Below are 13353 nucleotides of genomic sequence, written 5' to 3' on the forward strand. Positions count from 1 at the left end.
ACGCTGTTGCGGAGGCAGGGCGTGCGGGTGGATGGCTCCGAGAAGGAGGAAGAGGCAGAGGAAGAGGAGGAGGCGGCGGTCGAGCCGGAATCCGGCAACTCCTTCAACCCCACCCTCACCTCGCGCGGGCTCGACTGCCTGCCCGGGCCGGCCAGGCGCCGCCTCCACCTCCAGGGCCTCGTGCTGGTCAAACGGACCCTCCACCACCGTGACGGCGCGCTCTCCACACAGCCCTACGGCATCGCCGACCCGCACCACCTGCTGTCCTTCCCGTGCCGGACCCCGCGGAACGTCCTGCGGGACCACGCGCTGCGAGCGGGCGTCCGCATCCACGGCGGGCAGACGTGCGTCGATGTGGGCACCGCCCGTCCCGCCGCCCTGATACAGGGCTGCGACGGCGGCACCGCGTGGGTACCCGCCGTTCTGCCCGTCGGCTGCGACGGGGCCCACAGCGCGGTGCGGGAAGCCATCGCCCAGACGCACCCCGACGGCTTGTGGGTGAGCCGCGACACCGCGGTGGGAGTTCTCGGACCTGTCGTCACCCGGCGAGATCCGCGCCTGCTGCGCCACCGGGTTTCCGGGCGCGTCCGACCGGATGGCCGAGGTCGGCCAGGAACTCTCGGCGCACGCGGCCGACTCGTCGTTCCTCGCACACCGCGCGCTGGAGAGACGACCGCACGAGCTGTACCGGAGCTGTACACGCCCTCTACCAGTCGGTGGCATTCACCAGCATGCCCTACGACACGACGCGGCGGACGCATCACGAGCGCAGCTCGGCGCTCCACGCGCCGTGCGAAGGCCGGGGCCCGCTCAGGGACCAGGACGCCCTCATCACCGCGTTCGTCGAGAAACACGGCGACGGACCGATGCGCGGCGAGGAGCGCGCGGGGTGAAGCGCACCAAGACCGTTCCACCTGTGAAGAAAAGGCAGGGAACCGCATGCGTATCGCCGTCACCACACCGACCGGCAAGGTGGGATCGCGCGTCACCGAGCTGCTGATCCAGGCAGGGGTCCGGCCCACACTGCTGCTCCGGGACCCCTCGAAGCTCAGCCCTGGAACCGCCGGGAGGGTACGCGCCGTTCAGTGCGATCAACGCGACACCGACGCGGTCGTCAAGGCCACCGAAGGCGTCGACGCGCTGTTCTGGGCCGAGGCACTGGACCGCGATCCGGACCCGGTCGCCACCTATGCCTTGATGGGGGCCAACGCCGCACGGGCCATCCAGCACAACGGCATCGGCCGGACGGTCTTCCTGAGCAGTGTGGGCGCCGAGAAGCGGCACGGTGTCGGCGAGATCGACGGCCTGGCCCGGACCGAGGAGCAGCTCGACAGGCTGGGGACCGCGGTCACCCATCTGCGCTGCGGCTACTTCTTCTCCAACCTCCTGATGGACCTCGCCCGGCTCCGCCAGGGCGTGCTGGCCACTCCGTTTCCCGTGGACCACCCGATGCCCTGGGTCGACCCGCGCGACATCGGAGACGTGGCCGTCGCCAGACTGCTCCGCGACGGGTGGTCGGGCCGGTGGGTGCAGGCCGTCCACGGGCCGTGCGACCTCACGGCCGCGCAGGCGGCGGAGATCGTCTCAAAGGCCACCGGCAGGCCGGTCGAGGCCGTGCGGACCGGTGAGGGCGAGCTGCGCAAGACGCTCTCGGACAGCGGGCTGGGCCCCAAGCAGGTCGAGGCGGTCGTCGGTATGTCGGCCGGACTGACGAAGGACTTCACCCCCGAGGACGAGCGCTCCGCCCTCACGACGACCCCGACCAGCCTCGGCGCCTGGGCACACGCCGTGCTGCGTCCGCTCCTCGCATGAGGGACGTCGCGCGCACGGCGCCCCCGCACAACCCCGGCCCCACGGTCGGTGAAGGGAGAAGAACACGATGACCTCTCGGCGCATACGCCTGTTCGCCTTCGATGACGACGCCGGGGCCTGGGAGCTGGCGGGTGTACCCGAATCCGGGACATTCCGGGTCCTGCCCTGGGATCCGCGCGCCGCACGCGCCTTCAGCACCTTGTTCCGAGGCCGCGAGGAAGAAGAGGACCCGGGCGCCTTCCTCCCGTCCGGCCGCCGCGGCAACCTGCAACGGGTCCCGAGGACTTCCAGCGCGAGACCGGCCTCCAGCCGCGGGCGGGCACCGCATCAGAGATGAGGTGGCTGAAGCTCGATCCGGACGGCGCCCCCTCCGTCGTTGGCAGGACGAAGCCGTACTGCTATCACATCGACCAGTTCTCCGAGCTGCGGCCGGTGATCCATCGCGTCCACGAGTACAGCGAGGCGATGGGGCTCACCATGATCCAGGGCGACCACGAGGACGCCCCGGGCCAGTTGGGGCTGGACTTCGCATTCGACGACGCCGGCACCACGGCGGGCAATCCACCGTCCACCGACAGGTGTACCGGCAGGTGTACCGGCAGGTCGGCCGGGAGACGCACGTGTACCCGCGCTTCATGCCGAAGCCGTTCACGGGCGTCTCCGCGAACGGCTGCCACCACAATATTTCGCTGTGGCAGGGAGACGAGAACGTCTTCCTCACCGAAGGGGACGACCCGCGGCTGCCGAGCGAGATCGGCTTGAACGCCATAGGCGGCGGCCCGGAACATCCCGTGGCCTCGTTCCTGACAACGGCTGAGACCTTCACACATCTGACCCGAGAGAGGGAGTCATGACCGAGACCGTTCCCAATGTCAACGGGATGCCCGCGGTGGGACCCGGTGATGTGCCGCCCGCGGTCCGTATGTACGAAATGCTGTACAGCTCTCTGGTCAGCCAACTGCTCATCGCGGTGGCCGAACTGGGTGTCGCCGACGAGGCCGGCGACTCCCCGCGCCATGTCGACGAACTGGCCGCGGCCACCGGCAGCGACAGCAACGCCCTCTACCGGGCGCTGCGGGCACTGGCGAGCGTCGGGGTGTTCACCGAGGTCACCCCGCGGCACTTCGCCCTGACACCGCTTGCCGAGACGCTGCGCAGCGACGTCCCCGGTTCGATGCGCGACCTCGCCCGCTATGTGGGTATGCCCGAGCGCCAGCGTGCGTTCACCCACGTGATCCACAGCCTGCGCACCGGAAAACCCTCCTTCGACCACCTGCACGGTCAGGACTGGTGGAGCTACTTCGCCGACCACCCGGAACTGGGCGCGCTCTTCAACGGCGCCATGTCGAGCATGTCCCGCATGGTCGGCTCGGCGACCCTGGACTCCTATGACCTCTCCGACGTGAATCTCCTGGTCGATGTCGGGGGCGGACGGGGCGTTCTGGCGGGCACCTTGGCGGAGCGCTACCCGGGCATGCGCGCCCTCGTGTTCGACCTGCCCAGGGTGGTGCCGGAGGCCGAGGCGCATCTGAAGGCGGCCGGGTTGTCCGAGCGAGTGCAGTGTGTCGGCGGCGACTTCCTCGACTCGGTGCCCGCCGGCGGGGACACCTATGTCCTGTCGTGGATCATGCACGACTGGGACGACGCGGACTCGGTGACGATCCTGCGCAACGTGCGCAAAGCCATGGACGCGCGCAGCAGGTTGCTCATCATCGACGAAGTGCTGCCGGAGGGCGATGTACCGCACTTCGGCAAGTTCGAGGACATCGTGATGATGACGCTGCTGACCGGGCAGAGCCGCACCGAGGCCGAATTCGTCGCCCTCTTCGAACGGGCGGGCCTGCGGCACGTCGAGACCCGGCCCACCTCCTCTTCCATGAGCGTCATCGTCGCAACCCCTGTGTGAGGCGGACACACACTCCGCCCGCCCTGTCCGAACCGACGACCGGAGCGAAGGCCCCGTGTCGGCACAGGCACCGCCGCCGGCACGGGGCGAGGGAGGACCGCATGATGTCGCGTGTGCACTCCCACCACCACGTCGAGGCCGTCCCGTTCGGCGCCCACCCCACCGCGATCATGTGCGAAGGTGAACCGGGGCCTGAGTGATGCCCCCAGTGCCACTAGGCTGCCGCGATGGAACGAGCAACCGGTCGGTCTGAGTACCTCACCCGGTCTGTGGAACCGGCTGAGGTGAATGACTACGACAGTTTCGCCGAGGCGTACTCGGCGGAGAACGAGAACAATCTCGTGAACGCGTACTACGCGCGGCCCGCGATGCTGACACTGGCCGGAGACGTGGCCGGCTGCCGGGTCCTGGACGCCGGGTGCGGCTCGGGCCCCCTGTCCGCGGCACTGCGCGAACGCGGGGCCGTCGTCACCGGCATCGACATCAGCGCCGGGATGCTGGCGCTGGCCGAGCGGCGGCTCGGCGGCGACGCGGACCTGTACCAGGTCGATCTGCGCGACCGCCTGCCGTTCGACGACGGCGCGTTCGACGTCGTGGTCTCGTCGCTGGTTCTGCACTACCTGGAGGACTGGGGGCCGACGCTGGCCGAGTTGCGGCGCGTACTCAGGCCCGGCGGGCGGCTGATCGCGTCGGTGGACCACCCGTTCGTGGCTTACACGCTCCAGGAACCGAGGCCCGACTACTTCGCGACCACCAGCTACACCTTCGACTGGTCGTTCGGCGGGCAGACCGTCCCGATGAAGTTCTGGCGCAAACCGCTGCACGCGATGACGGACGCCTTCGCCGCCGCCGGCTTCCGCGTCTCCGCCATCAGCGAGCCGCAGCCCGACCCGGCAGCGCGAGAGCTGTTCCCCGACGACTTCCCCGCCTTCTCGACCAAGCCCTGCTTCCTGTTCTTCGTTGTCGAGGTACCGCCGGCGGATACCGGCTCGGCCGGCTAGACGGTGGCGTTCCGGTCCTTGCCGAGCCCACTCTCGCTCCCGCCCTCGGCAAGGCGCCGGATCGGTGCTGTGCGCAAAGCAGCTGTCCGGCACCGGCGGTTCTCGGTGTCAGCGGCTGTCCCCTGACGGTTCGACGCGGGAGGTGGCTGCGGGTGGGGCGGTGGGTTCTTCCCATGGGGGAGAAGGGGCCGCGGGCGTGGACCTCACCAGCCACAGGCCCGTGAGCACGGCCGTGGCCATGGTGGCGGCACCGGCCGCGACAAAGGCGGTATGGAGGCCGGTCTCGAAGGAGGCGCCCCCGGATTCCCGGGTGCGCACGAGGGCTCCGAGCACCGCTACGCCGAGCACCGCGCCGATCTGCCGGGTGGTGCTGCTGATGCCGGACGCGAGTCCGCCCTCCTGGGGGCTGACGGCCTGGATGGTCGCGCCGGTCAGCGGGGACATGGCCAGGGCGAAGACGACACCGACGACCGCCAGTCGCCACCACCATAAAAGCAGTCGTCGACTGCGTTAGGACTGTACGGTGGCTCATCTCGTAAACGCAAGCGTGGGCTGCGTTATGGTGAGGGGCATGGACGATCAACAGCGAGCCCGGCGGCCCGGCGGCCGCAGCGCTCGCGTCCGTGCGGCGGTGCACCAGGCCGTCACCGGCCTGATCAGCGAACGCGGCTACGGACACTTCACCGTCGGCGAGGTCGCGGCCCGCGCGGGCGTGGCCGACAGCAGCATCTACCGCCGATGGGGCAGCCTGGAAAACCTGCTCACCGACGTGGTGGTCACCCGCCTGAACGCGCAGTCGCCGATGCCCGACACCGGAAGCCTGGCCGGTGACCTGCGCGCCTACGCGGCAGCCGTGGCCCGCGAGATCACCGGCCCCGACGGCCTGGCGGTGCTGCGCCTGGCCGTCGCCCTGTCCAACAACGGAGAACAGGGCCTGCGGGCGCGTGACGCATTCCTCTCCGAACGCACCCGGCAACTGCAGTCCATATTCGACCGCGCCCGCGACCGTGGCGAGCACCCACCCGACGCGCTCGGCGTGCTGGACCACATCCTGGCCCCGATGTACATCCGCGTCCTGTTCGGCGCGGGGCCGCTCACCCCGGACTACATCGACGCGCTGGTCGACCGAGTGCTGTGACCTCGACCTGGTCACCGCGTCACGTGGTGACGTGGTGACGTGGTGACGTGGCGAAATGCCGCCCACGAAGAGGCGCTGACCGGCCGGTGGACTCAAGGACCGCCTCGGCGCCGGCGTGCCGTCAGGCCGGGGCGGCGGCAGCGTGACATGCCCGCCCGCCCCGGCCTGAAGGGGGAACCGTCACTTCCTGTCGAGCAGTTCCCGGCGGACCGTGCGCGCCGCGGCGACCAGGTTTTCCAGGGAGGCGCGGGTCTCGGGCCAGCCGCGGGTCTTCAGCCCGCAGTCAGGATTGACCCACAGACGTCCGGCTGGAATGGCCTCCAGGCCCTCGCGCAGCAGGGCCGCCATCTCCTGGACGCCGGGCACGCGGGGCGAGTGGATGTCGTAGACCCCTGGGCCCGCCTCGCGCGGATAGCCGCGGGCGGCCAGTTCACGGGCGACCTGCATGTGGGAGCGGGCGGCCTCCAGGCTGATGACGTCTGCGTCGAGGTCGTCGATGGCCTGGACGATGTCGCCGAACTCCGCGTAGCACATGTGCGTGTGGATCTGGGTGTCCGGGCGAACGCCTCCCGTGCTGAGGCGGAAGGCTTCGGTGGCCCACGCCAGGTAGGCGTCCCGGTCGGCGGCGCGCAGCGGCAGGGTCTCGCGCAGTGCGGGTTCGTCCACCTGGATCACCGAGGTGCCCGCGGCCTCCAGGTCTGCCACCTCGTCGCGGAGGGCGAGGGCGACCTGGCGTGCGGTGTCGCCGTGCGGTTGGTCGTCCCGGACGAAGGACCAGGCGAGCATGGTGACCGGCCCGGTCAGCATGCCCTTGACGGGGCGTTCGGTCAGTGACTGGGCGTACGCGGTCCAGCGCACCGTCATCGGTTCGGGACGGGAGATGTCACCGGCCAGGATCGGCGGGCGGACATAGCGGGTCCCGTAGGACTGCACCCAGCCGTGCCGCGTGGCCAGGTAGCCGGTGAGCTGCTCGGCGAAGTACTGCACCATGTCGTTGCGCTCGGGCTCCCCGTGCACCAGGACGTCGATGCCCGCCTCCTCCTGGAAGGCCAGCACGCCGCGGATCTCGGTCCTGATCCGCTCCTCGTATCCGGCCGTGTCGATCCGCCCGGCCCGCAAGTCGGCCCGGGCGGTGCGCAGTTCGGCGGTCTGCGGGAACGAACCGATCGTGGTGGTCGGCAGCAGCGGCAGGCCCAGGCGCGCCCGCTGAGCCCTGGCCCGGTCCGCGTAGGGGTGCGAGCGGCGGGTCTGGGCCTCGGTGACGGCGGCTGCCCTGGCCCGTACGGCCGGGTCGCGGGTGAGGGCGGAGTTCGCGCGGGAGGCCAGGTCGGCGCGGTTGGCGGCCAGTTCACCGGCGATGGCGTCGGTGCCCTCCGACAGGCCCTTGGCGAGGGTGACGAGTTCCGCCGTCTTCTGCCGGGCGAAACTGAGCCAGCGCAGAGCCTCCGGGGCGATGTGGCGCTCGGCCTCGGCGTCGAGCGGTACGTGCAGCAGGGAACAGGAGGCCGACACGTCCACCCGGTCTGCGAGACCGAGCAGGGTGCCGAGGGTGGTCAGGGACTCGGCCAGGTCGTTGATCCAGACGTTGCGGCCGTTGACGACCCCGGCCACCAGCCGCTTCCCGGGCAACCCGCCGACAGCGGCGATGGCATCCAGGTTGGCTGCGGCCGCCCCGGTGAAGTCCACCGCCAGCCCGTCGACCGGCGTCCTGGCAAGGACGGGAAGCGCCTCCCCAAGGCCGTCGAAGTAGGAGGCGATCAGCAGTTTCGGTCGGTCCGCGAGTCCGCTCAGCTCCTGGTAGGCGTGGGAGGCCGCCCCCAGTTCCTCTGCTGTGCGGTCCTGCACCAGCGCGGGCTCGTCCAGCTGCACCCACTCCGCCCCCGCGGCCCGCAGGTCCGCGAGGACCTCCGCGTAGACCGGGAGCAGCTTCTCCAGCAGGCTCAGCGGTTCGAAGCCGGCGACGCCGGGAGCGGGCTTGGCCAGCAGGAGATAGGTGACGGGGCCGACGATCACGGGCCGTGCCGCGAGGCCCAGGCCGAGAGCTTCCCGCAGCTCGGAGACCTGTTTCGCGGAGTCCGCCGCGAAGACGGTGTCCGGGCCCAGCTCGGGGACCAGGTAGTGGTAGTTGGTGTCGAACCACTTGGTCATCTCCAGTGGCGCCACCTCCCGCGTGCCTCGGGCCATCGCGAAGTAGCCGTCCAGCGCGTCGGCCTCCACGGCCGCGCGGTGACGTTCCGGGACGGCTCCGACCATCACGCTGGTGTCCAGCATGTGGTCGTAGTAGGAGAAGTCGCCGGTGGGCACCTCGTGGAGCCCGGCGTCGGTGAGCTGCCGCCAGTTGGCCTTGCGCAGGTCGGTCGCCGTCCGCCGGAGAGCGTCGGCGGTGACGCGCCCCTTCCAGTAGCCCTCAACGGCTTTCTTCAGCTCCCGGTCGGGGCCCTGGCGGGGGTAGCCGTACACGGTCGCTCGCGCTGCCGCGGCTGCGGTCTTGCCTGTCACGGAGATCTCCTTCACGAGATGTCTCGTCGAATCCCGGATCGATGACGAGAACGCGAAGGTGACGGGAGACCGGCGGACACCCGGACGTTCGGTCTGTGTCCGGCCACCGGTCCATGTACGCCGACCCGCCCTCGAGGTCACCGGGATGTCCGCACACGCGGGGGCGCGCGCGGGCAACGGGCAGGTCTTCGGACTCGCGGGCGCGCCTGCCGGTCGTCCGGCGGACCCCTACTGGCCGTCGCTTCCCGGACCCGTCGGGTCCAGTGCGTATGACGGCGGTCGTTCCCACTCACCGCTGCGGGGCAGTCCCGGAATCCCACCGGGTTCCCTCTTACGACGCTCCCGCCTGGCGGACGGGGCGAACCAGTTGCCCGGCCAGCGTAGACGGTGAGCCGCGCACCTGGGTAGGGCGCTTCGCCCCGGGCGAGGCGAGGCGGGAGTGACCTGAGCGCATGGTCCGACCTCTTCGATGTCCTTCGCGACAGCACACTTCGAAGCGTGCCGTACTTCCGGGCCGAGCTGGTGCTGCCGACCGTCGAGGACGGTTTCGCGGACTGCGGACGCCGGATGGGGCATCGCCTGCCCTGGAAGCACGCGGCATCGGCTACGTTCCCGCCGTTTCCTGTGCCACACGGGTGAGGATCGGTCACGGGCACCCCTGCCCGCGCGGACACCATCCGTCACCGGCCACCTGCCCCCTGCGGCATGGCAACGGCACAGCGCCCTCGTCATGCTCGCCCTGGCCTTCCTGACCGCTCTCGCCGACGACGCGGTACCGCAGCCGCCCTGCCGATCCGCACCTGCCCGCCGGCATCAGCGACCCCCTCGCGTCGACCATCCCGGATATCCGCCACCTACCAGGCATCGGCTACCCAGCTGCCGTGGAAGCCGAGGGGCACACGGCCGGGCAGGTGGATGCGGGCCAGAGGGTGGCCGGTGAAGTCCTGGGCGGCGAGGATGACGAGGTCGGTGGCGCCGCGGCCGGGGTCGTTGACGTAGGACAGGACGTAGCCGTCGTCCTCGTCGCGGGCGCCACGGCGGGGCACGAAGACGGGTTCGCTGACGGCCGCGCCCGTGGGGAAGCGGCGTACCTGGCGGGTGGAGCGCAGCATGTCGTGCTTGACGAGGCAGTTGGTGAACTTGGTGTCGGGGATGTGGCCGTCCACGGTTTCGTAGGCACGCCACATCTCGGCGGCGCTGGCGGTGTAGCCGTAGCGGTGGCGGCGGGTGGTGAGGTGTTCGTTGATGCGGGGGAACTCTTGGGGCAGGTCGTCGATGCGGGTGGCGGTGACATGGTTGCGGGGAACGTCGATGGTCCAGCGGTCCAGGGTGGGGGCGCCGGTGGCGGTGGGGCCGCCGCTGCCGAGGCCGGCGGCGTAGAAGGGGGTGGGCATGGAGGTGTACTCGATGACGAGGCGGTTGCCGTCGTCGTAGGCGTTGAGGGTGTGGGAGAAGTAGACGGGGTCGATGGAGAACCAGCGGACGTTTCCGCCTGTGCGGGGCATCACGCCCAGACGCATGGGGTGACGGGGATTCCACTCGTAGGGGACGAGGGCACCGGCCCGGGCGGCTTGTTCGTCGAAGGTGAGGGGGACGTCGACGATGACGACATATTTTTCGGTGAGGGCGAAGTCGTGCATCATCGGGGCGTCCGCGACCGGGATGCGGTGGGTGCGGGTGAGGCGGCCGGTGCGGTCGATGACCAGATGCCGCACGTGGTCCCAGGTGGGGTAATAGGTCACCGCGTGGAGTTCGTCGGCGGCCGGATCGTACTTGGTGTGAGCGGTGAACGAGCCCGTGAGGGTGGAGCGGAAGTCGTGCGTGCGCAGGGTCGAGAGGTCGCCGTCCAGCTCGTAGGGCAGAGGGCCGCCCTCTTGCAGGGCGAGGACGCGGCCCTTGTAGCCGATGACGTGGGTGTTGCAGGCGAAGTCGTCCGGCGGGAGGGGGCCCGGGTAGGTTTCGCCGAGCTTTTCGGCGACCTGGGAGGAGCGGACCCAGCGGTTGCGGTACCACTCGGCGCGGCCGGCGCGCAGACGGACGCCGTGGACCATGCCGTCGCCGAGCATCCAGTGGTGGGCGCGGGGATCTTCGAGGCCGAGGGCATTGGGGCCGGTGCGCAGGTAGCGGCCGTCGAGGTCACGGGGGATCTTTCCGGTGACGTCGAGGCCGAACGCGGTCAGCTCCTTGGTCGCGGGCGTGAACGCGCCTTCCAGGAACGGCAGGGCACCCCCGGACTTGCGGACGGGTGGGGTGGGGCCGGGTGGGGTGGCGGGGACGGCGGCTGTGGCGCGGCCTGTCGTTGACGCGGCTGCCGCACCCGAGACCGCGGCGAACACGCCTGTCTGCAAAACCCTGCGCCGTGACTGGCCCTTCATCATCACTCCCGTCCGCCGGTTCAGGCACCGGCCGCCCCGAAGTCCCGGCTGTGCGCTGCGCTGTGGGGTCCATCTTGGAGCGCGGAGAGGGCAAGGGCAGGAGGGGTAGAGCCCGGAAAACGGGGTGGTCTCAGGTACACCCCGGCCAGGCGACACCAGCGCGCAGCATGGACCGTGAAAAAGGGCGGGGACACCGGGAACACGCCACGGCGAAGCCGGCCTTTCGCGCTCTTTCCGGTGCCGTGCCGTTGCCATAGTCCCCGAGGGCGTACCTGGAGCGCGCGCGGGATGGCCAGGTGACCTTGTAGTCGCCTGCCCGCGGCACATCGAAGGTGCAAAGCGACGTCCAGGTCTCCTCACGGGTGAGGAACACGTCGGCTCCCGGATCGGTGAGACCTGGGGCGCCCGGCCCGGTGACGTCGCACTCCGGGCCCGGCGACCGGCCCGGGTACGTGACCCGGACCGTCTTCCCGTTCTCCGGCCCGATCCGCAGGATGACGGTGTCGTCGTTGGCGAACTGATGGTCGGTGTCCACTGCTTCCTGGAGGCCCGCTTGGACGGCCTGTCCGACGAGCCGCGCTCCGACGCTCCCCGGAGGATTTCCGCCGAGCACGTGGAAGCGGCCATCGCCGCCGCCTTGGAGCGCACCCCCCCAAGACGCCACGCACTGGTCGCGGGCATCCATGGCGGCCGAGAGCGGACTGTCGAAGTCCACCGTGGGGCGGATCTGGAGAACCTTCGGCCTCAAGCTGCACCAGGTCGATACCTTCAAGCTGTCCAACGATCCCCAGTTCATCGACAAGGTCCGCGACATCGTCGGCCTCTACCTCGACCCGCCGGAGAAGGCGCTGGTTCTCTGCGTGGACGAGGAGAGCCAGATCCAAGCATGGGACCGCTCGGCACCGGTCCTGCCGACGATGCCGGGGATGTGCCCGAGCGGCGCACCCACGACTCCTTGCGGCGCGGCATCACTATTCTGCTCGCCGCTCTCGCCGTGGCCACCGGCGAGGTGATCGGCTCCCTTTCACCACCGTCACCGGGCGGCAGACTACGAGAAGTTCCTCGCCAAGCTGGACAAGGAGGTCCCCGCCCAGCCCGACGTCCACCTGGTCTGCGACAGTCGCTGCACCCGCACAGCACCGACGGTCCGCACGTGGCTGGTGCAATCCCCGCTTCACATGCACTTCACCCCGGCATACCCGTCCTGGCTCAACCCGGTCGAGCGTTGGTTCGGGCTGCCGACGGACACGTGGATGCGGCGCGGGGTCCATATGAACCTCCAGGCCCTGGAGCGAGACATCCGGGCCTGGATCGCACAGGGGAACGAGGACCCGAAGCCCTTCGCCCGGGCAAAGGACGCCGACCAGATCCCGCAGCGACTCGCCTCCTATTTTGATCAAATTCCCGGCGCGGGACGCCAAGACGCCCGCAGGCAGGAACCGAGTCACCCGGCACCCGACCCGAGGAAAGAACCTCATGAGTGCCCAGACGCCCTGACGCCCTCGCCGGCTCCCACACATCTGCTTGGCGCGCACGACGGGCCCTGCCCGGTAGGTGCGTCAAGGTCACCCGGTGAGCTGGGTCGCGACCGCGTCGCGGTCGATGAGTGACCAGACCTGCGCGATGCGCCCGACCCGGAACCGGTAGAAGACGTGCTCGCCAAACGAGACGCGCCGCCCGGTCGGCGCGCGGCCGAAGAACGTTCCGGTGGGTGTGCAGTCGAACCACAGGCGGCACGCCACGACGTCGTCATTGGTGAGCAGCAGGTGCGCGTCGAAGCGTAGGTCCGGGACAGCCCTGATGTCCGCCGCGATCATGTCGGCGTACTCCTGACGGGTGAGCACCTTGTCGTTGTAAGTGAGCTCGTCGTGGACGAACTCATCCAGGTCGCTGAACCGCCGGTCGTTCAGCGCGTCGAGGTAGGCCAGGTACCGTGTCTCCAGGCTCGCGTGGGGCACGGAGTCTCCTTTCGAGAGTGGTCTGTGGTCGAGGACCAGGAGACCCAGGATGTTCAGCTGCTGGGAAGCACGCGTGGTCAGAGCAGGCCGAGCTGGTCGGCGAAAGCCGTGATGTCCTCGGCGAGGAGCTCGGGCTCCCGCAGGGCAGCGGAGTGCCCGCCCCTGGCATCGTCGTCCAGTGGCGCACGTCGAAGAACCGCTCGCCGAACCGGCACAGCACCAATGCAAGCTCACGGGGGAAGAGTGCCACAGCGGTCGGGCTGGTTCGTCCGCCCCGCCGCGCAGCCAAGCACGATCCGGCACCGCTGAGCCAGGGCCTGCGCGGACGTCGCCCGTCGCGACCAGCGCACCAGCGTCTCACGGCTCATCGTCGACCAACGTCAACCCGGCCATCGACCGTCCCGTACGCGCCACGCAGGCAACGCTACACACATCCACCGATCTTCAGGCACAGGACACTTGATCGTCCTGCCCGGCCGGCGAACCGCTGGGCCCTCGTCCCGGTTCCGTACCCGGGGTGTCCTCTGGTCCCTGTCGGTTGCCTCGTTGCCAATGCTTTTGCGCGCGCTGTCCCTCATTCCAGAGAGCCTCCCCAAGGAGCGGCGGCGACCCGGCGGTGCCGGAGCCATCCTGCGGGCCGGCCGGTCCGTGCTCACCGATGGCG

General features: G+C 70.1%; 9 protein-coding genes, 2 pseudogenes and 1 riboswitch. Of the genes and pseudogenes, 7 read left to right on the forward strand and 4 right to left on the reverse strand.

Going from position 1 to position 13353, the window contains the following annotated elements:
* Nucleotides 1-716 precede the first annotated feature (716 nt).
* From FM076_RS32075 to FM076_RS32095, 5 genes are all read left to right on the forward strand, one after another.
* Complete coding sequence (locus FM076_RS32075) at nt 717-893, forward strand: hypothetical protein (RefSeq protein ID WP_173874325.1); 177 nt, start codon at nt 717-719, stop codon at nt 891-893.
* A gap of 46 nt (nt 894-939) precedes the next feature.
* Nucleotides 940-1812: an NAD(P)H-binding protein gene (locus tag FM076_RS32080; RefSeq protein ID WP_173874326.1), complete on the forward strand. Its 873-nt coding sequence runs from the start codon at nt 940-942 to the stop codon at nt 1810-1812.
* 578 nt (nt 1813-2390) lie between these two features.
* Complete coding sequence (locus FM076_RS33100) at nt 2391-2666, forward strand: hypothetical protein (RefSeq protein WP_202034945.1); 276 nt, start codon at nt 2391-2393, stop codon at nt 2664-2666.
* Entirely contained in the window at nt 2663-3718 is a 1056-nt protein-coding gene (locus FM076_RS32090) for a methyltransferase (RefSeq protein ID WP_243274700.1), read from the forward strand. Before FM076_RS33100 ends, FM076_RS32090 begins: the two co-directional genes overlap by 4 nt.
* A 227-nt stretch (nt 3719-3945) precedes the next feature.
* Complete coding sequence (locus FM076_RS32095) at nt 3946-4719, forward strand: class I SAM-dependent methyltransferase (protein WP_173874327.1); 774 nt, start codon at nt 3946-3948, stop codon at nt 4717-4719.
* Between the two features lie 108 nt (nt 4720-4827).
* On the opposite strand, the pseudogene FM076_RS32100 reads toward FM076_RS32095, so the two are convergent.
* A pseudogene (locus tag FM076_RS32100) lies at nt 4828-5205 on the reverse strand (MFS transporter); the annotation flags it as partial.
* Between the two features lie 85 nt (nt 5206-5290).
* Between FM076_RS32100 and FM076_RS32105 the strand changes: the two are divergent.
* Complete coding sequence (locus FM076_RS32105) at nt 5291-5857, forward strand: TetR/AcrR family transcriptional regulator (RefSeq protein ID WP_173874328.1); 567 nt, start codon at nt 5291-5293, stop codon at nt 5855-5857.
* Between the two features lie 180 nt (nt 5858-6037).
* Here FM076_RS32105 and metE read toward each other — a convergent pair whose 3' ends face one another.
* Together metE and FM076_RS32115 are read right to left on the reverse strand one after the other, a co-directional pair.
* The gene (metE, locus tag FM076_RS32110; RefSeq protein WP_173874329.1) at nt 6038-8356 is read right to left on the reverse strand and encodes a 5-methyltetrahydropteroyltriglutamate--homocysteine S-methyltransferase; all 2319 of its coding nucleotides are present in this window, start codon (nt 8354-8356) and stop codon (nt 6038-6040) included.
* A gap of 162 nt (nt 8357-8518) precedes the next feature.
* A riboswitch (cobalamin riboswitch) is annotated at nt 8519-8739 on the reverse strand.
* Nucleotides 8740-9210: 471 nt separating this feature from the next.
* A complete protein-coding gene (locus FM076_RS32115; RefSeq protein ID WP_173874330.1) occupies nt 9211-10731 on the reverse strand; it encodes a carotenoid oxygenase family protein in 1521 nt (506 codons plus the stop codon).
* Nucleotides 10732-11269: 538 nt separating this feature from the next.
* Between FM076_RS32115 and FM076_RS35470 the strand changes: the two are divergent.
* A pseudogene (locus FM076_RS35470) lies at nt 11270-12134 on the forward strand (IS630 family transposase); the annotation flags it as partial.
* A gap of 162 nt (nt 12135-12296) precedes the next feature.
* Here FM076_RS35470 and FM076_RS32130 read toward each other — a convergent pair.
* Nucleotides 12297-12689: an ester cyclase gene (locus tag FM076_RS32130; RefSeq protein ID WP_173874332.1), complete on the reverse strand. Its 393-nt coding sequence runs from the start codon at nt 12687-12689 to the stop codon at nt 12297-12299.
* Nucleotides 12690-13353 lie beyond the last annotated feature (664 nt).

Source organism: Streptomyces albus subsp. chlorinus, assembly GCF_013302895.1.
Classification (GTDB): domain Bacteria; phylum Actinomycetota; class Actinomycetes; order Streptomycetales; family Streptomycetaceae; genus Streptomyces; species Streptomyces chlorinus.

Excerpts from the sequence above, each read along its gene's own strand:
- FM076_RS32095 (WP_173874327.1), top strand. The coding sequence starts at position 3,946 with ATGGAACGAGCAACCGGTCGGTCTGAGTACCTCACCCGGTCTGTGGAA.
- FM076_RS32115 (WP_173874330.1), bottom strand. The coding sequence starts at position 10,731 with ATGAAGGGCCAGTCACGGCGCAGGGTTTTGCAGACAGGCGTGTTCGCC.
- FM076_RS32105 (WP_173874328.1), top strand. The coding sequence starts at position 5,291 with ATGGACGATCAACAGCGAGCCCGGCGGCCCGGCGGCCGCAGCGCTCGC.
- FM076_RS32080 (WP_173874326.1), top strand. The coding sequence starts at position 940 with ATGCGTATCGCCGTCACCACACCGACCGGCAAGGTGGGATCGCGCGTC.
- FM076_RS32090 (WP_243274700.1), top strand. The coding sequence starts at position 2,663 with ATGACCGAGACCGTTCCCAATGTCAACGGGATGCCCGCGGTGGGACCC.